Source organism: Methanosarcina sp. MSH10X1, from assembly GCF_004099695.1.
Classification (GTDB): Archaea; Halobacteriota; Methanosarcinia; order Methanosarcinales; family Methanosarcinaceae; genus Methanosarcina.
In genome coordinates, this window is sequence record NZ_SCHL01000003.1 from 1 (window position 1) to 20,059 (window position 20,059).

Consider the following 20,059-nt stretch of genomic DNA (forward strand, 5'->3'; position numbering starts at 1 on the left):
GTTACGGGGCATTCCAGGAACGAGTTGATAGGAACGGACTTTTCGGACTATTTTACCGAGCCCGAAAAAGCCAGAGAGGGTTATCAACAGGTGTTCAGGGAAGGATTGGTACTGGATTATGAGCTTGAAATCCATCACAGGGATGGATATGTTACACCGGTTCTGTATAACGCATCGATTTACAGGAATGAATATGGTGAGGTTATAGGGATTTTTGCTGCAGCACGTGATATTACTGAGCGGAAAAAGGCAGAAAAAATGCTAAATCTGAAATTAGATGAACTTGCTCGCTCAAATGCCGAACTGGAGCAATTTGCTTACGTGTCATCCCACGACTTGCAGGAGCCCTTAAGAATGATAGCAAGCTACCTGCAGCTCTTACAGAGAAAATATCAGGGAGAACTTGACGATAAGGCTGATAAATACATCTATTTTGCTGTGGACGGGGCTTCCCGCATGCAAAACCTGATAAATGATCTCTTAGAGTTTTCGAGAGTAACCACCAAAGCCAGAGAATTCGAGCCTACGGATTGCAAATCTCTTCTGGATCAGGTAGTTTTTGATTTAGAAATATCTATAAAAGAAAATGAAGCCAGCGTATCTTATGGTACTCTGCCCGTGGTAATGGCTGATTCCATGCAGCTTGCACAGGTGTTCCAGAACCTTATCAGCAATGCGATAAAATTCCGCAGTGAGAAAGTCCCGGAAATAGAGATTTCTGCAAAGAAAAAGGCAGATAAATGGCTATTCTCAGTACGGGATAACGGAATTGGAATTGATCCCAAATTTTCTCAGAGAATTTTTGAGGTTTTTAAAAGGCTTCACAAAAAGGAAGATTATCCAGGAACAGGCATCGGACTTTCAATTTGTAAAAAGATCATAGAAAGACACGGAGGGCGTATCTGGGTAGAATCCGAATTGGGTAACGGTTCGGTTTTCTATTTCACTTTGCCATTAGTCCCTGCGGAAATTCCAGAGACTTTAAAGTAAAAATTTAATTTTTAAATATCCGGTTCAGATTCGATAACTAACTTTGGAAGAACTGAAAATTTTATTTATAGCCAGGAAGGACATAAAAATGAGAACTCACATACCAGCCAGATCCATAGAGATCCTTTTAGTAGAGGACAGTAAAGGCGATATAGGTTTAATTGAAGAAGTTTTTGAAGATGCGAAAATCGGGAACATTCTTCATATTGTAGAGGACGGAGAAGAAGCAATCGCCTTTTTACGCGGCGAAGGGCAATTTTCAGGCGTCCCGCGTCCGGATATAATACTTCTGGACTTGAATTTGCCAAAAAAAGACGGTCGCGAAGTTCTTGAGGAAGTGAAAGGCGATGATGAACTTAAAAATATACCTGTTGTGGTCTTAACGACTTCCAAAGCCGAAGAAGACATACTGAAATCTTATAATCTTCATGCCAATGCCTACATCACCAAACCTGTTGACTTCGATCAGTTTATAAAAGTAGTTAAATCCATAGAAAGTTTCTGGCTTGAGATTGTCAAATTACCATCGAAATAACACCAGAATAATCCGGATAGGACGGCCTGAAATGGATGAAAAGATCAAAATCCTGCTTTTTGAGGACAATCCCGGAGATGCAGGTCTGATTGAAGAGATGCTTGAAGAGTTTGCCGATTTTCTATATGAACTTAGAAACGTTGAGACCCTTAGTGAAGGTTTAAACCTTCTTAAGGAGAGTACGTTTGATGTAATATTATCTGATCTGGGACTGCCAGACAGCGATGGCATCGATACTTTTCTAGGAATCCATGCAAGGAATTCACGAATTCCCATTATAATCCTGACCGGGATAAATGATGAAAGAATAGGAATCGATTCTGTAAAGAAGGGCGCCCAGGACTATCTGGTCAAAGGGCAGGTAGACGGCAGGTTATTGAAACGTTCTATCCAGTATTCCATTGAGCGCAAAAAAGCCGAGGAGAAGGTCCAGAATCTGGCGAATATCGTGGAGTCGTCAAATGATGCTATTATAACAAAATCTCTTGATGGTATTATTACAAGCTGGAATAAAGGGGCAGAGCATGTATATGGGTATCCGGCTGAGGAAATCCTGGGCAAGCCCGCAGCACTCCTGATACCATTCTCACTGGTCCAGGAACCGAAAGAATTAATTGAACTGATTAAGCGGGGAAAGAAAATTCGCCAGTATGAGACTTCACGGTTAAGAAAAGACGGCAGGATAATAGATGTGTCAATGACCCTTTCTCCGATCTTCGATGTCTCCGGAGAGCTTATAGCTATCTCGGTTATTGCCAGAGATATAACGGAAAGTAAAAAGGCTGAAGAAAAACTTCAGAAAAGTGAGGAAAGGTACAGGATCGTTACGGAGCAGACAGGTCAGCTCATTTACGAGTACGATACTGAGGAAAATAAGATTTACTGGGCAGGTGACATAGAGAAAGTTACGGGATATGCTCAGGAAGAATTGCTGAATACCGGCATCAAGCTATGGGCAAATAATGTTCATCCTGATGACCAGAGGAAAGTCTGGGATCAGAAAATAATAGACTGCAGCCAGAACATAAAAGACATTGAAAATAAGAGAAATTTTCATCTGGAATATCGCTTTAGAAGGAAGGACGGAGAATATATCCATATAGAAGATCATGGAGTTTGTCTTCAGAAGGGGAATTATCTCACAAACAAAGTCCTTGGGATAATGAAGGATATCACAGAGAGAAAAAAGGCTGAAAATGTCCTGAAAAAGATCGAAGAAGCCCGGAAAAAAGAAATTCATCACAGAATAAAAAATAATCTGCAGGTAATTTCATCCCTGCTCGACCTCCAGGCTGAAAAATTCGCTGGCAATGACAGCTATAACACTTCAAAAGTCCTTGCAGCCTTCCGGGACAGTCAGAATCGGGTTATTTCTATGGCCCTGATTCACGAAGAACTGTACGGGTCAAGAGAAGTCAGTACGCTTAACTTCGGAGCATACCTGCAAAAGCTTACCGAGGAGCTTTTCAGGTGTTATAGCGTCGGAGCTTCCGGAGTCCACCTGCTTCTGGAAATCGAGGAAAATATTTTTTTTAATATGGATACCGCAGTCCCGCTGGGGATGATTGTTAACGAGCTTGTATCAAACTCTCTCAAACACGCATTTCCAGGTGAGAGTACCGGAGAGATCCGGATCAAGCTCTCCAGTGGAGGAAACGGAAAATCCGTCAATGGCAAGACCGGAGGAAAAAACGAAGAGTGCAAAAACAACTGTTATACCCTGACCGTCTCGGACAACGGAGCAGGTATACCTGAGAGTGTCAGTATAGAAGATTCCGACACGCTTGGAATACAACTGGTGACGATCCTTGTAGACCAGTTAGACGGAATACTCGAATTGAACAGGGAGTCCGGAACTGAATTTGTTATAGAACTTACAGTTGAGGAAGATCAGTAAAAGCGTTTCAGGAACTCTTTGAGGCTACAGAAAGCTTTGCTACAGAAAACTTTAATTTTTAAACTGGCTTTCATCAAAAGATCATCGATCAAGTGACCTATCAATAGATAAGTGGTACATCCAACAAGTAACCATCAAGACAAATAGAGTGATCTATCAAGATAAATAGAGTGATCTATAGACAAGGTGTTTTATCGATTAAGTGATCTATCAATTACGTGCTCTACCAGAATAGGTCAGGTATGGATTATATGGGATTCCGGATTAATTATTACTTCATTTTTGGAGAGGGTGACTGACGGGAAATCGGGACGTTATTCAGAATCGGGGCAAAAGTCTCCGTTTACCCGGATATATGGAGAAACAAATTAGTTTTTGGCCTTACTTTTAAAAAAGTGAAAATCCTCGTACATATAGCTTTCCGGCAAAATCGGGGCAAAATCCCGAAAAATCCTGCACGTAAGAAAGAAATTTAGCTTAAATTCACAGAAAACCGGGGAGAAAAAATCATCTTACCATAAACTATTTATAGAATAGCTATAATTAGAGGGTTGCACCGGTGTAAGAGGTGCTCCCTGATGCAGCGGGGCAGCAGGGTGCCATGAAAAAACACCGTTGTGTAAAGAAGTAAAGATGTCGAAAAAGTAACTGGGCCCGTAGCTCAGTCAGGCAGAGCGACTGGCTTTTAACCAGTCGGCCTAGGGTTCAAATCCCTACGGGCCCGCCATATTCTTTATTATACCCGGCGGAAAGGCCATTCGCGGGAAAGTTTAGCCAAGTTTTTTTAATACTTTATTTTTGGAGGAAAGGATTTGACAAAATTCAGCCTGCTCGACCATGAGTCGGTCCCTAAACATGAAATAATGTCTGAGGGCGAGTTAAAGTCTGTTTTAAGCAAGTATTCTATTGAAAAGGAACAACTTCCGAAAATCAAAGTGCAGGATCCTGTTAGTAAAGAAATAGGAGCTGTTATCGGAGACGTAGTGAAAATCACAAGAAAGAGTCAAACTGCAGGGGAGGCAGAGTATTACAGACTTGTGATCGAGTAAGCGGAGGGGAGTAAACCGCTTGCATGATCATGTTTTTCAGGAATGTCTTTTTGAATTCCATGCACCATCGTACGGAAAAATTCAACAACTGCACATCGATCTGAAGATCACAATTTTTTGGTTTTCATTTTAACAAAGCAAAGAGGGTGCTATCATCGTAGTAGAAACCAGTACACTAGCGCAGGCTTATTTTACGCGGGACAAGATAGTGCAGCACCATATAGACTCATTTAACAAGTTTATAGATTACGGGCTGCAAAAAATCATAGATGAACAGAGAATAATAGAAACCGATATCGAGGATACCTACCTGAAACTCGGCAAGATCCGGGTAGAACATCCTGTGGTAAAGGAAGCAGACGGGGCAATCGAAAAACTCTATCCCAACGAAGCAAGGCTCAGGAACCTTTCGTACTCAGGCCCTCTCTACCTTGAAATGAGCGTGGTGAAAGAAGGAGTTGAGTCTGACGTAATGGAAGCAAAAATCGGTCAGCTTCCTATCATGGTCAAATCCAAGATCTGTAATCTTCCGGGGCTCAGTGAAACCGAAAAAGTCCGCTATGGGGAAGATCCTCTTGACCCGGGGGGATATTTCATTATCGGCGGTACTGAAAGGGTGGTTATGACCCTTGAAGACCTTGCTCCTAATAAAATTCTTGTAGAGTATGGGGAGAGGTACGGCGATACCATAGAGGTTGCAAAGGTTTTCTCCCAGAAACGCGGATACAGGGCTCTCGTAATCGTAGAAAGAGGGAGAAAGTCCCTGCTTGAAGTTTCTTTCCCTTCGATCTCAGGCAGAGTATTCTTCATTACCCTTATGAGAGCTCTCGGGATTGTAACTGACGAAGATATAGTAAATGCAGTTTCAAGTGATCCCGAAATTATCAAGTTCATGCTGGAAAACCTGGAAGAAGCCGAGGTTGAGACCCAGGAAGAAGCAATCGAGAAAATCGGGGCAAGGGTTGCTGCAGGTCAGGCTAAGGAATACCAGATAAAAAGAGCAAACTATGTCATTGACAGGTACCTGTTCCCCCACCTTGGAAACGACATGAGGGACAGGGTCTCCAAGGCTCACTTCCTGGCAAGAATGGCTGAATCCTGCTTCGAGCTGGCTCTTGGCAAGCGTTCGGAAGACGACAAAGACCACTATGCAAACAAAAGGCTGAAACTCGCAGGCGACCTGATGGAAGACCTCTTCAGGGTATCTTTCAACAGGCTTGCAAGAGATATAAAATACCAGCTCGAGCGTGCAAACATGAGGAACAGGGAACTGAACGTTGCCACGATAGTCAGGGCAGACGTGTTAACTGACCGCCTGCAACACCCGCTGGCAACCGGAAACTGGGTTGGTGGAAGAACAGGTGTATCCCAGCTTCTGGATAGGAACGACTATATCTCCACACTCTCCCACCTGCGCCGTGTAATTTCTCCGCTTTCCCGTGCCCAGCCTCACTTCGAGGCAAGAGACCTGCACGCAACCCAGTGGGGAAGGCTCTGTCCTTCAGAAACCCCTGAAGGCCCGAACTGTGGCCTGGTGAAAAATTTTGCCGAGATGGTTGAGCTTTCCACAGGAATAGAAGAGACAGACGGCATGAAGAAAATACTCCATGACCTGAACGTCGAGCGTGTGGTTGTAAAGGTGCCTGAACTTCCTGCCAAGCTGAAAGAAACCTTACTTGATGAATTCGGGGAAGAGATTGTTGAAGAGTTTGAAGAGACCACGGAAGTTGAAACCAAATACAAAGACGATGAGTTCTACGATTATTCAGATATGGACGATTCCGGATCAATGTTCGGAGATTGAGGGGTCGAGATTATATGACTAAAGCAAAAGTATTCATAAACGGGGAGCTTGTCGGAACCCATGACAACCCTGCGGAGCTTGTAGACGAGCTTAGAAAAATGAGGAGGCAGGGGTTCATATCCAGACAGGTAAATGTCGCTCTTAACGATAGCACCAGGGAAGTAATTATAAACTCCGATATGGGCAGAGCAAGAAGACCCCTTCTGGTTGTAGAGAACGGAGCTCTTAAGGTAACTCCTGAGCACGTAGAGAAAATAAAGAACAAAGAAATCAATTTTGACGACCTGGTAAAAGAAGGCTGTGTAGAATACCTCGACGCTGAGGAAGAGGAAAACGCCTACATCGCACTTTACGAGGCTGATATTGGTCCCAGGCACACACACATGGAGATCGATCCAGAACTTATTCTGGGAATTTCCACGGGAATGGTGCCTTATCCGGAACATAATGCATCTCCGCGTAACACCATGGGTGCAGCCATGATAAAGCAGTGTATCGGAGTTGCAACCGCAAACCAGAAACTCAGACCTGATACCCGTGCCCATGTCCTTCACTATCCTCAGAGGGCGCTTACCAGGACCAGAACCTCGGAAGCAATAGGTTTTGATGACAGGCCCGCAGGCCAGAACTTTGTCGTTGCAGTCCTGTCCTATGAAGGGTACAACATTGAAGACGCCCTGATTTTCAACAGAGGCTCAATCGACAGAGGTCTCGGGAGAAGCCACTTTCTCAGGACTTTTGAAGGTGAAGAAAGAAGGTATCCGGGCGGGCAGGAAGATAAGTTCGAGATTCCCGACTCTGAGTACCGCGGAGCCCGCAGTGCAGAAGCTTACGCTAACCTGGATACCGACGGGCTTGTAAATCCCGAAACCCCGGTCGGACCTAACGATGTACTGATAGGAAAAACCAGCCCTCCAAGGTTCCTTGAAGAGCCCTCAGACTTCGGGATTGCAGTCGAGCAGAGAAGAGAAAGCTCAGTCACCATGCGGTCAAACGAAACCGGAATTGTTGACACGGTTATTCTGACTGAATCCATTAACGGGACCAGGCTTGCCAAGGTAAAGGTAAGAGACGAAAGGATTCCCGACATAGGCGACAAATTCGCTTCAAGGCACGGGCAGAAAGGAGTTATAGGTCTTAAAGTTCCGATTGCAGATATGCCTTTTACGGAATCCGGCCTGACTCCGGACCTGATGATTAACCCGCACGCAATTCCTTCCCGTATGACTGTAGGACATGTTCTGGAAATGATTGGCGGGAAAGTCGGTTCAATGGAAGGTCGAAGAGTTAATGCAACAGCTTTCTCCGGGGAAAATGAAGAGGACCTCAGGGAAGCCCTTAAAAAGCACGGGTTTGCCCATACGGGAAAAGAGGTTTTCTATGACGGAGCAACGGGCAGGATGATTCCGGCAGATGTCTTTATTGGGGTCATTCTCTACCAGAAACTGCACCACATGGTCACTTCCAAGATGCATGCAAGATCACGTGGGCCTGTACAGGTGCTTACCCGCCAGCCAACCGAAGGACGTGCCAGAGAAGGTGGTCTCAGGTTCGGAGAAATGGAGCGTGATGTGCTGGTAGGGCACGGAGCTGCCATGTCATTGAAAGAGAGGCTGCTCGACGAGTCGGACAAAGTCGTAGAACTTGTCTGTTCTCACTGCGGAATGATTGCAACGTTTGACAAGCAGCGGAATGTCTCTTTCTGCTCTGCCTGCGGGGCTGACACGGATATATATCCTGTGGAGATGAGTTACGCATTCAAGCTCTTGCTGGACGAAATCAAATCCCTGGGAGTCGCACCCAGGCTAAATCTTGAAGATGCGGTATGAGGTGAGGTAAATATGGCAAACGTACCTCCTATTCCGAAAAGAATTGCTTCTATCAAATTCGGCTTAATGTCCCCGAAAGAGATCCGTAAAATGAGTGCAACACCCATCATCACGGCTGACACTTATGATGATGACGGGTTTCCGATTGACATGGGGCTTATGGACACAAAACTCGGGGTTATTGACCCCGGGCTTCGCTGCAAAACCTGCTCAGGTAGAGCAGGCGAATGTCCGGGACACTTCGGGCACATCGAACTTGTTGCCCCGGTAGTCCACGTAGGTTTCAACAAAGTAATCCGAAAACTCCTCAGGGCGACCTGCAGGAAATGCAGCAGGATCCTGCTTGAACCTGCACAGAAACAGCATTTTCTGGATCAGCTTACAGGCATTGAGGAAATCGGACATATGCCCGACGACCTGATTAACGAGGCATATAAGGAAGCCAGCAAAATAAAGACCTGTCCTTACTGTAATGAGGAACAGCTCGAAATTAAATTCGAAAAGCCCAGCGAATATCTTGAAAACGGGGAGAAATTGACCCCTACCGAGATAAGAGACCGTTTCGAAAATGTTCCTGATGAGGATATCCGGGTTATCGGGATGGACCCCAAGAATGCAAGGCCTGAGTGGATGATTCTTACAGTCCTGCCCGTACCTCCTGTCACGGTCCGCCCTTCGATTACCCTTGAGTCCGGGCAGCGCAGTGAGGATGACCTTACCCACAAGCTTGTTGATATCATCAGGATTAACCAGCGTTTCCAGGAAAACAGGGAAGCGGGTGCCCCTCAGCTTATTATTGAGGACCTCTGGGAGCTTCTTCAGTATCACGTTACAACCTTCTTTGACAACTCCGTTTCGGGAATACCTCCTGCAAGGCACAGGTCAGGAAGACCCTTAAAAACTCTTTCTCAGCGTTTGAAGGGTAAGGAAGGGCGTTTCAGAGGAAGTTTATCAGGTAAACGTGTTAATTTCTCTGCCCGTACCGTAATCTCCCCGGACCCGAACCTGAGCATTAATGAGGTAGGGGTTCCTATGCCTATTGCCCGGACCCTGACAATGCCCGCTGTGGTAACACCCAGGAACATAGAGCAGCTCAAGATTTATGTACGCAATGGCGAGGATATACACCCCGGAGCAAACTATGTACTGCGTTCTGACGGCAGGCGTATAAAAGTTACCAATATGAATAAAGAGGACCTTGCCGAAAAACTGGAGTTCGGATGGGTAGTTGAACGACAGTTGAAGGATGGGGATATCGTTCTCTTTAACAGGCAGCCCTCTCTGCACAAGATGAGCATTATGGCTCATTCCGTAAAGGTGCTCCCGAATAAAACATTCAGGCTGAACCCTGCAGTATGTCCTCCGTATAACGCTGACTTTGACGGGGATGAAATGAACATGCACGCCTTACAAACCGAGGAGTCCAGAGCTGAGGCAAAGATCCTCATGCAGGTTCAGGAAAATATTCTCTCCCCGCGTTTCGGAGGTCCCATTATAGGCGGGATTCACGACCATATTTCAGGGCTTTTCCTGCTGACACGTTTTGAGAATCAGATCCCCGCTCACGACGCTTACGATATTCTCCGAAAGAGCAGTGCCCGAAGCCTGCCCACGCCTGCAGGGTATGATTCTAATGGAAAGCCCTACTGGACAGGTAAGCAGATTTTCAGCCAGATCCTACCCAAAAACTTGAATACGCAGTTCGCAGCCCAGGTCTGCTCACACTGTGACACCTGTAAGAAGGAAGAATGCCCGAACGATGCCTATGTGGTGATACGGGACGGAGAGCTTATTGCAGGTACCATAGACGAGGCAGCCATCGGAGCATTCAAGGGAAAGATCCAGGACCGTATTATCAAAGAAATTGGTCCCGAAGCCGGATCCCGTTTTGTGGACAACATGACGATGCTTGCAATTCGGTCTATCATGCGTACAGGCCTGAGTTTCGGAATAGCTGACGAAGACATTCCGAAAGAAGCCAGGATCCAGATCAATGAAGTTCTCGGCAAAGCTGAGGATGCCGTGCAGAATCTCATTAAATCTTACCAGAACAAGGAGCTTGAACCCCTTCCTGGAAGAACCCTTGATGAGACAATTGAAATGAGCATCATGCAGAAGCTCGGAAAAGCCAGGGACGAGACCGGTAACATAGCAGACAGCCACATGGGGCTTGAGAACCCTGCGGTTATCATGGCCCGCTCAGGAGCCAGAGGTTCTATCCTGAACCTTACTCAGATGGCAGCCTGTGTCGGACAGCAGGCTGTGCGTGGTGAGCGCATCCGCAGAGGATATGCAGGCAGGACACTGCCCCACTTCGAAGAGGGAGACCTTGGTTCGGACGCTCACGGGTTCGTTAAGGCAAGCTACAAGAGCGGGCTCAACCCGACAGAGTATTTCTTCCACGCAATCGGTGGTAGGGAAGGTCTTGTGGACACTGCGGTCAGGACGTCGCAGTCAGGGTACCTGCAGAGGAGGCTTGTTAACGCTCTTCAGGACCTGGAGGTTCAGTATGACCTTACAGTCCGGGATACAAGAGGCGTGCTCGTGCAGTTTAAGTTCGGAGAAGATGGGATCAACCCCACAAAAAGTGATTTCAGCAAACCCGATACAATCCACAGGATTGTCCGCTCGGTAGTAAACAAAGAGGTGGCTTGATGAGTATCAGTGAAGCTACAATCGATAGCATGATAAAAGACCTGCCTATTCCTACAAATATCCTTAATGCGCTCAGGGAAGACGTCATCCAGGCCGGAGTAAGCAAAAAGGAAATGGAGGAGATTATAGAAAAGGTAATGGAAGAATATCAGATTTCATGCATTGAGCCCTGTGATGCTGCCGGTGTGATTGCAGCCCAGTCAATAGGAGAGCCGGGTACCCAGATGACGATGCGTACCTTCCACTACGCTGGTGTGGCTGAGATTAACGTTACTCTCGGTCTGCCCCGTCTTATCGAAATCGTAGATGCCCGGAAAATCCCGAGCACTCCTATGATGACAATTGCCCTTTCCAAGGAAGATCCTGAAGATTACGCTTACAACAGGGAGAAAACAAGGGCTCTTGCCTGGGAAATTGAGGCAACCAAAATCGATCATATTGCTGACGTGACAACTGACCTTTCCCAGATGCAGTTGATAATAGACCTGCATGAAAAAGCAATGGAAAGCAGGAACATTACTATAGACCAGGTAAAGGAAAAGTTCAATGAAGAACTGAACGTAATGGTTACCATTTCCCCGAACATAGATAACCAGATTATCATTGCCCCGGGAGAGCCTTCTTACAGGGAACTTCTCCAGCTTGCAAAAAGCATCCATAACGTCACCCTGAAGGGTATAGAAGGGATCAAGCGTGTAGTGGTCAGGAAGGAAGGGGAAGAATATACCCTCTACACCGAAGGTTCGGCCCTGCGTGAGGTACTTCAGTTCGAAGGTGTGGACAGGACAAGAACAAGCACGAATAATATCAACGAAATTTATGAAGTCCTCGGGGTAGAAGCTGCAAGAAATGCGCTTATCAAGGAAGCAACCGATACCCTGCGTGAACAGGGTCTTACCGTGGATATCCGGCATATTATGCTTGTAGCCGATCTCATGACCTGCGACGGAGAAGTAAAACAGATCGGAAGGCATGGAATTTCAGGCGAGAAGGCAAGTGTATTTGCCCGTGCGGCTTTCGAAGTTACGGTCAATCACCTTCTTGATGCAGGTATGCGCGGGGATGTGGACCAGCTTCAGGGTGTCACGGAAAATATTATTGTCGGCCAGCCGATCCGCATGGGTACCGGGGACGTACACCTTATAAGTCGAAGAAAAGAGGAAATCAAAGCCGAGGAAGAATGAGGTTTCAGGGCAAAAACCTGAGTCTCAACCTATAATTATTTAAATGTGTAGCCTGATAGAACACCAGTCCAGATCAGGTATACATTACCTTTATTAAGCTCAAAAAATCCTGCTGCAGAAACTTGAGTCCGCGGGACTCATAACCAGAAAATAAATATAAGGCATCAGGTATTTAGAGTACCATATATTCACCGAGCTTGGAAAATCTTTATTAAGAAAGAGATCGAGTAGACGAGCTCATTTGAGACAGAGTTGATGAAAATGAAGATCAATGTTGATAAATCTCTTATCAAGGCTGTGAAAACAGGAAAAGTAATTATTGGAGCCAACCGAACCATAGATGCAGCTGCAGAAGGCTCTGCAAAAATGGTAGTCCTGGCATCAAACTGCCCAGAAGATATTAAAAAGAAAGTTCAGGCAACAAATGTCCCTGTTCTGGAATACGAAGGCACAAGTGTAGAGCTCGGCCCAGTATGCGGTAAGCCTTTTACGATTGCAGCCATGGCAATTCTCGATGTAGGAGAATCCGATATCCTGGCAGCTACAGTTTGATAAAGGAGTTGGCAACGTCTTGGGTGAAATAAGACTTACTGCAGAAAGCATCCAGTACATTGCGTTATTTGAAAATATGACACGGGCCAAAATTCTCGACTGTATCTCTGAAGAGGAGAGGCTCGTATATGTCGTAAAACAGGGTGATATGGGACTTGCTATAGGCAAAAATGGGGAGAATATAAACCGCGTTAAAAAAGCCCTCGACAAACCCATAGAACTTGTGGAATATTCAGATGACCCTGTCACCTTCCTGAAGAACGCCTTCGGACCCGTGTCCGTGAGTTCGGTAAACATCATAAACAAAAATGGCAAGCGATTAGCTTATGTAGAGGTACCCAATAAAGAGAAGGGGCTTGCCATAGGCCGCAACGGGAAAAACATTGAAAAAGTAAAGATGCTTGCCCGTCGCCATCATAATATAGAAGATGTGATCCTGCAGTAATCTACCTTAATTTACGTTGATCCATTAATCCGGCGTTGAAAGATATCTGGCATCCAGTATGCCTCCAGAAAACTGAGATCAATTTTTAACTTGGAGAAATTAAAATGGCTAAAGGAAAATATGCAGCTAATATCCTAAAACAAAACAGGAAAGATGCCCGCTGGAAAGATTCATACTACGGCAGGCGTGTTCTTGGGCTGAACGTGAAAGCCGATCCGTTAGGTGGTGCACCGCAGGGTCGGGGTATTGTATTAGAAAAAGTAGGAGTTGAAGCCAAGCAGCCAAACTCAGCTATCCGCAAATGCGTGAGAATCCAGCTCATCAAAAACGGTCGTCAGGTAACTGCTTTCTGTCCAGGGGACGGTGCAGTGAATTTCATCGATGAACACGATGAAGTGACCGTAGAAAGGATTGGAGGCCGCATGGGTGGTGCTATGGGTGATATTCCGGGCGTACGCTTCAAAGTGATTGCCGTAAACAACGTGTCCCTGAACGAGCTGGTCATCGGCAGAATGGAAAAACCCAGGAGATGATTTTTCTTGTACAAAATATTCGGTAAATGGGACCCGACTGAGGTGGACGTCAGAGACCTCGGAATTAAGCGCTATGTCAGCCTTACTCCTGTTATTGTTCCACACAGCAGCGGAAAGCATGCCAGGCAGCAGTTTAACAAATCCGAGATTTCCATTGTAGAACGTCTGGCAAACAACCTGATGAGAAACGAAGTAAACACGGGAAAGAAGCAGACCACCCTCCGCGCAGTTGAAGAGGCCTTCGACATCGTGAACAGGAAGACTCAGCAGAACCCAATCCAGGTGCTTGTGGATGCTATTGCCAACGCAGGCCCCAGGGAAGAAGTAGTAAGGCTGAAGTACGGTGGAATTTCCGTGCCAAAGGCAGTGGATACCGCACCCCAGAGGCGTGTGGACACAGCTCTGCGCTACATCAGTATGGGAACCAGTAACGCAGCCTTCAAATCCAAGCGCTCTGTTGCAGAATGTCTGGCAACCGAATTAATAGGCGCTGCAAACCGTGATACAAAAGCCTTCTCTATTAACAGGAAGGATGCAAAGGAAAGAGTTGCAAAGGCAGCACGCTAATCGCTTCTGCGGGTTGCCCGATTTAATAATTCATTATATGACAAATTACATTTGACTAAAAAGGTATTAGCATGGGACGAAGAAAGAAGATGGTCGAGCGCGTAACGACGCTCATGAATGAGCCGACAAAAATCAGAAATATCGGGATCGTTGCGCACATTGACCACGGAAAAACTACATTATCGGACAACCTGTTAGCCGGTGCCGGCATGATTTCAAAGGAACTTGCAGGCCGACAGTTATTCATGGACTCCGATGAAGAAGAACAGGCAAGAGGTATCACAATTGACGCCTCTAACGTTTCAATGGTTCACAGTTTTGATAATGAAGATTACCTTATCAACCTGATTGACACCCCGGGACACGTTGACTTCGGTGGGGACGTTACCCGTGCCATGAGAGCTGTGGACGGGGCAGTCGTGGTCGTGGATGCAGTCGAAGGTACTATGCCCCAGACTGAAACCGTACTGAGGCAGGCTCTCAGAGAACACGTCAGACCCGTACTTTTCGTTAACAAAGTAGACAGGCTGATCAATGAGCTGCAGGTCGATGCCCAGGAAATGCAGGTCCGTCTTGGGAAAGTCATTGATCACGTGAACAAGCTCATCAAGAACATGAACCCTGAAAAATACAAGGCAGGCTGGAGAGTAGATGCTGCAGCCGGAACTGTTGCTTTCGGGTCAGCCCTTTATAACTGGGCAATCAGTGTGCCCATGATGAAGAAAACCGGGATCTCTTTTAATGATGTATACAATTACTGTAAAGCCGGAGATATGAAGACTCTGGCAGAAAAGTGCCCGCTGCACGAAGCTGTTCTTGACATGGTTATTCACTTCCTGCCAAACCCACTTGACGCCCAGAAGGGAAGGGTACCTGTTATATGGCACGGAGATGCGAAATCTGAAATCGGAGAGTCCATGACCCATGCAAATCCGGACGGAGATCTTGCGTTCATGGTAACTGACATTTCCGTTGATCCGCATGCAGGAGAAGTTGCAACAGGAAGGCTGTTCAGCGGTTCATTTTCCCGTGGTATGGAAGTCTACACTTCAGGCACTGCAAAGAAGAGCAGAGTCCAGCAGGTAGGTATCTTCATGGGCCCTGAGAGGCTTGAAGTGGAAAAGATTCCTGCAGGAAACATTGCCGCGGTTACAGGTCTGAAAGAAGCAATCGTGGGTTCCACCGTAACAACTCTTGACGGCATGACGCCTTTTGAAAGCATAAGGCACGTAAGCGAACCTGTGGTGACTGTGGCTGTAGAAGCCAAGCACACCAAAGACCTGCCCAAACTGATTGAAGTGCTCAGACAGGTCGCAAAGGAAGACCCGACCCTTCAGATCACTCTTGACGAGGAAACCGGGGAACACCTTATGGCAGGCATGGGAGAACTTCACCTTGAGGTTATTGCCCACAGGATTCAAAGGGACAAGAACGTGGAAATCACCACGAGCAAGCCAATTGTCGTTTACAGGGAAACCATTAAGAAGAAGATCGAACCTGTAGAAGGAAAGTCCCCGAACAGGCACAACAGGTTCTATATTTTTGTGGAGCCTCTTGACCTTGAAATTGTCAGCGCTATCAAGGCAGGCGATGTCAGCATGAACATGCCCGAACTTGAACGCAGGCAGAAGCTCATCGAGCTCGGGATGGAAAAAGACGAAGCAAAAGGCATTGTCGGGATCTTCAATTCCAATATCTTCATTGATGTGACCAAGGGTATCCAGTACCTGAATGAGACAATGGAACTCGTGCTTGACGGATTTGAAGAAGTTATGCGTGCAGGCCCGCTCACAAGGGAGCCTGTGGCAAATTTGAAATGCGTGCTCGTAGATGCCAAGCTTCACGAAGACGCAATCCACAGAGGTCCGGCTCAGGTCATTCCTGCTTCAAGGCAGGCTATTCAGGCAGGTATGCTTATGGCAGATGACACCCTGCTCGAGCCTTACCAGAAGGTTTTCGTCCAGGTGCCACAGCTTTTAATGGGTGGTGCAACAAAGGAACTTCAGGGCCGCCGTGGAATTATTCTTAACATGACTACGGAAGGAGACCTGGCAATTATCGAGGCAAGAGTGCCTGTTGCTGAAATGTTCGGATTCGCCGGCGAGATCAGATCTGCAACCGAAGGACGTGCAATGTGGAGCACTGAATTCGGAGGCTTTGACATTGTGCCGACCAGCATCCAGAACGAAATTGTTGGCCAGATCAGAGAAAGGAAGGGCCTGAAGAAAGAACTGCCCAAAGCTTCTGACTACCTTTCAATGTAAGCGGAATTTTCCGCTTCTCCTTAATATTTTTAAGGTTATACCTGTCTTCAGGCAGGAAGAAAAAAAGTACCCGACTGATCTGGAAGGGAAGAGAATCCCTATCGGTTCGGAGATACGGCCAATCGGAAAGCTTTAAGACAAGGTATGCCTATATTGGGGAAAACGTCCAGGCCACTGGAATTCACAGAGTGGCGGTTCACGAAAGAGTCCGGAAAAGGAAACTGACAATACTGATCGGACACAAGAATATAGAATTGAGTGAATCAATATTGAGATCCGCCCTAATATTAATATAGTAAATATTTGATATACGAATGAAACTCATCCGAATTACAGGAGAATTATAATATGGCAGCAGAAAAACCACACATGAATTTAGCAGTGATTGGTCACATTGACCATGGAAAATCAACATTCGTAGGACGCTTAATGTATGATGCAGGAGCTGTACCTCCACACATCATTGACAAGTTCAGAGAAGAAGCAAAGCAGAAAGGTAAGGAATCCTTCGCCTTCGCATGGGTTATGGACTCTCTTAAGGAAGAGCGTGAAAGAGGTATTACAATTGATATCGCTCACAAGAGATTCGACACCGACAAATACTACTTCACAGTCGTAGACTGTCCTGGTCACCGTGACTTCGTTAAAAACATGATCACAGGTGCCTCCCAGGCTGACGCAGCTGTCCTTGTCGTTGCAGCTCCTGATGGTGTAATGGCCCAGACCAAGGAACACATTTTCCTTTCCAGAACCCTCGGTATCAACCAGCTTATTGTCGCAGTCAACAAAATGGATGCAGTAGACTACAGCGAAGCCAGGTACAAGGAAGTAGTGGAACAGGTATCCGGCATTCTTAAAATGATCGGGTTCAAGCCTAGCGAAATCCCCTTCATCCCAACCTCTGCATTCTACGGTGACAACATCGTCAAACTCAGTGACAAGACTTCCTGGTACAAGGGCACATCCATGATGGATGCACTCAACAACCTGAAACAGCCAGAAAAGCCATCCACTCTTCCACTCAGGATCCCTGTCGAAGATGCATACACCATCTCCGGTATCGGAACTGTACCTGTAGGCAGAGTTGAAACCGGTGTCATGAAGAAGGGTGACAAGGTAGTCTTCATGCCAGGCGGAGCAACCGGTGAAGTTAAGTCCATTGAGATGCACCACGAAGAAATTCCGCAGGCAGTCCCCGGAGACAACATCGGCTGGAACGTCCGTGGTATCGGCAAGAACGATGTCCGCAGAGGAGACGTTTGTGGCCACGTTGACAACCCACCAAAGGTCGCTGACGAGTTCGTCGGACAGATTGTCGTTCTCCAGCACCCCTCCGCAATTACTGCAGGATACACTCCTGTGTTCCACTCCCACACCTCCCAGATCGCATGCCAGCTGATTGCCCTTAACAAGAAGCTGGACCCGAAGACCGGGCAGACAAAGGAAGAAAACCCGACCTTCCTCAAAGCAGGAGATGCAGCAATCGTTACCATCAAACCGACAAAGCCGATGGTTATCGAGCCCGTAAAAGAAATTCCACAGCTCGGCAGGTTCGCTATCCGTGATATGGGTATGACCATTGCAGCCGGCATGTGCATGAGTGTTAAACAGAAATAACACTCTCCTTTTCATTTTTTAAGGAGAAAAAAGGTATGCAGAAAGCTAGAATAAGACTGTCAGGCATCAGTCCCAAAGATCTGGACGGAGTCTGCAATCAGGTAAAATCTATTGCGGAAAGGACAGGAGTTAATATTTCAGGACCTGTTCCGCTTCCCACAAAGAAACTTGTAGTTCCAACAAGAAAAAGCCCAAGTGGTGATGGAACTGCAACCTGGGACCACTGGGAGATGCGCGTACACAAGCGTCTCATCGATATTGCAGCCGATGAAAGGGCACTTCGCCAGCTCATGAGAATTCAGGTTCCCAAAGATATCAATATCGAGATCGTACTCGAAGGATAAACGAGAAAAAAGACAGGTTACAGAAACCCTCTGTACCCGGTCTTGCAAACTTCTTTTTCACTTCTTTATTTCAGAATATCCTTTTTCCCTCAATGCAAATTTTGAGGAAACTGCCGGAGGCCGTCAATTCAGACGCATTCTCCGCCAGCATCTCTACAAATTTTGCCCCCCTTTTATCGCCGGATATCCTTTTTACCGCCGAACGTCCTTTTTATCGCCGGATATATCCTCAGAAATGAAGTATATTCTCAGAAACGGCGCTCTACGGTGTAAGAGACGAGCTTCGTGCCTCTGGCTGGCACCGTTACTCTGAATTCGACGGTAAAGGCGTCAATTTCTTCATAACTGTCCGAGCTTTCCAGAATTTCCCATTCTCCGTACAGGTGTTCCACAACCGTGACAGCCTGATCCTCAGATTTACTGTTATTAAGTTCAATCTGATAGGTGACCCGCTCTACGTTGTCACTAATGCGCTGGTAATTGGTTTCGTTCCGCCTGGCTGTCAGATCAAAGGCCGAACCTACAGTAACTCTTAACTCCCCGCTTTCAGGAGTATGTCTTATCCTGTCTTCCCCGATGAACTGAAGCCCTCCTGAAGCATTATCACTGTAAATTCTAACGACTCCTGCCGGAAGAGGCATTCCAAGCCCGCTTTCGTTTGTGTTTTGAAGAGTAAGGTAAGCCAGGATTTTCTCGCTCACAGAAATATCATAGATTAGTTTCTTTTCTACAGGCACGGAATCGGCAGACAGCAGGGAAATCTGCTTTGCCTGGTTGTTTTCCAGAGTTACCGGGTTTTCAAGAGTATAAAAATGATACTCAAAAAATGGCTCTTCTACAAAAGGCGCTTGCGACACAGTTTCATCAGCCACGGCTTTTTCTTCCATAACAGGAGTTATTGGCTGCGAGACACGGTTAATCTGACCCGAGACAAGCCTCAGGACTGCATTTTCGTAAGTCAGCCCTGCCCTGTTGTCAATACTGGCCCAGCCCCGAATATCTGCTTCGGTGTTCTCCGCATTACTAATAAGGACATAAGCCGCTTCCCAGTTCATACCGCTCGTCAGGTAGGAGATTGTAAGCTCCCGGGTCCCGGATACAGGAGAATAGATCTGCCAGATGAGAGCAGGTCTTACCGAAAGCCCCGACGAATCTGCAAGCTCGGCTTTTGAGAAATCTTCAAGTACCACAACTTCTCCTGCTTCGGTACTCAGGACAACGCTGTTGCCTGCATGGCTCAACAGTATACCGGTGTACATCTCACCGTTCCTGTCAGTTACATTGACCTCCCTGCCAAGATATTTCTCAAGCAAACTCGAACTGTTCAAAACGTCGTATTCATAGTTCTGCTCAAGTATAACAGTATCCTCATTCTCCGGGTCCTCAATGATAACGGAAGTGGGGTCGATCCCGGAAGGAATATCCGTGTACGCAACCTGATTTATCCCGTTTTGCAGCCTGATCTCCCGTCTTTCCTTCACAAGGGCGATTCCCTGTTCATAAACCGTAACTTCAGAATTTTCCACAACCCCGCCACCAGCTTCTGAGGTTAAATTTCCAGAAATATCTGAGACCCGATTTTCTGCGACCCCCGGTGGCCTGATTACGGTTTCAATGACTGCACTTGTATTAATTGCAGTTGTATTACTTACGGGCTCATTTGCTGGCTCATATTCCTGAGCCATAACTCCCGTACTCTGGGGAATCCAGTTTGAAAAAAGCAGTATTCCCCCAAGAACTCCCAGTATAAGCCAGACGAAAAGTTTCTTCACTCCCATACTATTAATGTAATTC

Annotated in this window: 16 protein-coding genes and 1 tRNA gene; 16 read left to right on the plus strand and 1 reads right to left on the minus strand. The window is 46.5% G+C overall.

The features are described from left to right. From EQO05_RS03225 to rpsJ, 16 genes are all read left to right on the plus strand, one after another. On the plus strand, positions 1 to 990 hold a 990-nt coding region (locus tag EQO05_RS03225; protein ID WP_128503751.1), incomplete at its 5' end, for an ATP-binding protein. Positions 991 to 1,078: 88 nt separating this feature from the next. Continuing rightward, positions 1,079 to 1,525 (plus strand): response regulator, encoded by a 447-nt coding sequence (locus tag EQO05_RS03230; RefSeq protein ID WP_128503753.1) that lies wholly within the window; start codon positions 1,079 to 1,081, stop codon positions 1,523 to 1,525. A gap of 31 nt (positions 1,526 to 1,556) precedes the next feature. Continuing rightward, a complete protein-coding gene (locus tag EQO05_RS03235; RefSeq protein WP_128503755.1) occupies positions 1,557 to 3,422 on the plus strand; it encodes a PAS domain S-box protein in 1,866 nt (621 codons plus the stop codon). 650 nt (positions 3,423 to 4,072) lie between these two features. Next, positions 4,073 to 4,149 (plus strand) — tRNA-Lys (locus EQO05_RS03240). Between the two features lie 85 nt (positions 4,150 to 4,234). Next, complete coding sequence (locus EQO05_RS03245) at positions 4,235 to 4,471, plus strand: DNA-directed RNA polymerase subunit H (RefSeq protein WP_128503757.1); 237 nt, start codon at positions 4,235 to 4,237, stop codon at positions 4,469 to 4,471. 208 nt (positions 4,472 to 4,679) lie between these two features. Next, the gene (locus EQO05_RS03250) at positions 4,680 to 6,275 is read left to right on the plus strand and encodes a DNA-directed RNA polymerase subunit B'' (protein WP_240664307.1); all 1,596 of its coding nucleotides are present in this window, start codon (positions 4,680 to 4,682) and stop codon (positions 6,273 to 6,275) included. 14 nt (positions 6,276 to 6,289) lie between these two features. Next, on the plus strand, positions 6,290 to 8,104 hold the full coding sequence (gene rpoB / locus EQO05_RS03255; protein WP_128503760.1) for a DNA-directed RNA polymerase subunit B: 1,815 nt from the start codon (positions 6,290 to 6,292) through the stop codon (positions 8,102 to 8,104). A 12-nt stretch (positions 8,105 to 8,116) separates the two neighbouring features. Continuing rightward, positions 8,117 to 10,759 carry a DNA-directed RNA polymerase subunit A' gene (locus EQO05_RS03260; protein WP_128503762.1) on the plus strand — a complete coding sequence of 881 codons (2,643 nt, stop codon included), beginning with the start codon at positions 8,117 to 8,119 and terminating at the stop codon, positions 10,757 to 10,759. Between the two features lie 29 nt (positions 10,760 to 10,788). Then, entirely contained in the window at positions 10,789 to 11,943 is a 1,155-nt protein-coding gene (gene rpoA2, locus EQO05_RS03265) for a DNA-directed RNA polymerase subunit A'' (protein ID WP_370273567.1), read from the plus strand. Positions 11,944 to 12,198: 255 nt separating this feature from the next. Beyond that, entirely contained in the window at positions 12,199 to 12,495 is a 297-nt protein-coding gene (locus EQO05_RS03270; protein ID WP_128503766.1) for a 50S ribosomal protein L30e, read from the plus strand. 19 nt (positions 12,496 to 12,514) lie between these two features. Then, a complete protein-coding gene (locus EQO05_RS03275) occupies positions 12,515 to 12,940 on the plus strand; it encodes a NusA-like transcription termination signal-binding factor (protein ID WP_128503768.1) in 426 nt (141 codons plus the stop codon). Between the two features lie 104 nt (positions 12,941 to 13,044). Further along, positions 13,045 to 13,473: a 30S ribosomal protein S12 gene (locus EQO05_RS03280; protein ID WP_128503769.1), complete on the plus strand. Its 429-nt coding sequence runs from the start codon at positions 13,045 to 13,047 to the stop codon at positions 13,471 to 13,473. Between the two features lie 6 nt (positions 13,474 to 13,479). Then, positions 13,480 to 14,040, plus strand: a complete 561-nt coding sequence (locus EQO05_RS03285) for a 30S ribosomal protein S7 (RefSeq protein WP_128503771.1) — start codon at positions 13,480 to 13,482, stop codon at positions 14,038 to 14,040. A 71-nt stretch (positions 14,041 to 14,111) separates the two neighbouring features. Next, entirely contained in the window at positions 14,112 to 16,304 is a 2,193-nt protein-coding gene (locus EQO05_RS03290) for an elongation factor EF-2 (protein ID WP_128503773.1), read from the plus strand. Positions 16,305 to 16,652: 348 nt separating this feature from the next. Continuing rightward, entirely contained in the window at positions 16,653 to 17,921 is a 1,269-nt protein-coding gene (tuf, locus tag EQO05_RS03295) for a translation elongation factor EF-1 subunit alpha (protein WP_128503775.1), read from the plus strand. A gap of 35 nt (positions 17,922 to 17,956) precedes the next feature. Then, a complete protein-coding gene (gene rpsJ / locus EQO05_RS03300; RefSeq protein ID WP_011021276.1) occupies positions 17,957 to 18,265 on the plus strand; it encodes a 30S ribosomal protein S10 in 309 nt (102 codons plus the stop codon). Positions 18,266 to 18,513: 248 nt separating this feature from the next. Here the strand turns inward: rpsJ and EQO05_RS03305 are convergent, their stop codons facing one another. After that, the gene (locus EQO05_RS03305; RefSeq protein WP_128503777.1) at positions 18,514 to 20,043 is read right to left on the minus strand and encodes a DUF4139 domain-containing protein; all 1,530 of its coding nucleotides are present in this window, start codon (positions 20,041 to 20,043) and stop codon (positions 18,514 to 18,516) included. Positions 20,044 to 20,059: the final 16 nt, after the last annotated feature.

Excerpts from the sequence above, each read along its gene's own strand:
- EQO05_RS03290 (WP_128503773.1), top strand. The coding sequence starts at position 14,112 with ATGGGACGAAGAAAGAAGATGGTCGAGCGCGTAACGACGCTCATGAAT.
- EQO05_RS03280 (WP_128503769.1), top strand. The coding sequence starts at position 13,045 with ATGGCTAAAGGAAAATATGCAGCTAATATCCTAAAACAAAACAGGAAA.
- EQO05_RS03260 (WP_128503762.1), top strand. The coding sequence starts at position 8,117 with ATGGCAAACGTACCTCCTATTCCGAAAAGAATTGCTTCTATCAAATTC.
- EQO05_RS03230 (WP_128503753.1), top strand. The coding sequence starts at position 1,079 with ATGAGAACTCACATACCAGCCAGATCCATAGAGATCCTTTTAGTAGAG.
- EQO05_RS03235 (WP_128503755.1), top strand. The coding sequence starts at position 1,557 with ATGGATGAAAAGATCAAAATCCTGCTTTTTGAGGACAATCCCGGAGAT.
- rpsJ (WP_011021276.1), top strand. The coding sequence starts at position 17,957 with ATGCAGAAAGCTAGAATAAGACTGTCAGGCATCAGTCCCAAAGATCTG.
- EQO05_RS03305 (WP_128503777.1), bottom strand. The coding sequence starts at position 20,043 with ATGGGAGTGAAGAAACTTTTCGTCTGGCTTATACTGGGAGTTCTTGGG.
- tuf (WP_128503775.1), top strand. The coding sequence starts at position 16,653 with ATGGCAGCAGAAAAACCACACATGAATTTAGCAGTGATTGGTCACATT.
- EQO05_RS03270 (WP_128503766.1), top strand. The coding sequence starts at position 12,199 with ATGAAAATGAAGATCAATGTTGATAAATCTCTTATCAAGGCTGTGAAA.
- rpoB (WP_128503760.1), top strand. The coding sequence starts at position 6,290 with ATGACTAAAGCAAAAGTATTCATAAACGGGGAGCTTGTCGGAACCCAT.
- rpoA2 (WP_370273567.1), top strand. The coding sequence starts at position 10,789 with ATGATAAAAGACCTGCCTATTCCTACAAATATCCTTAATGCGCTCAGG.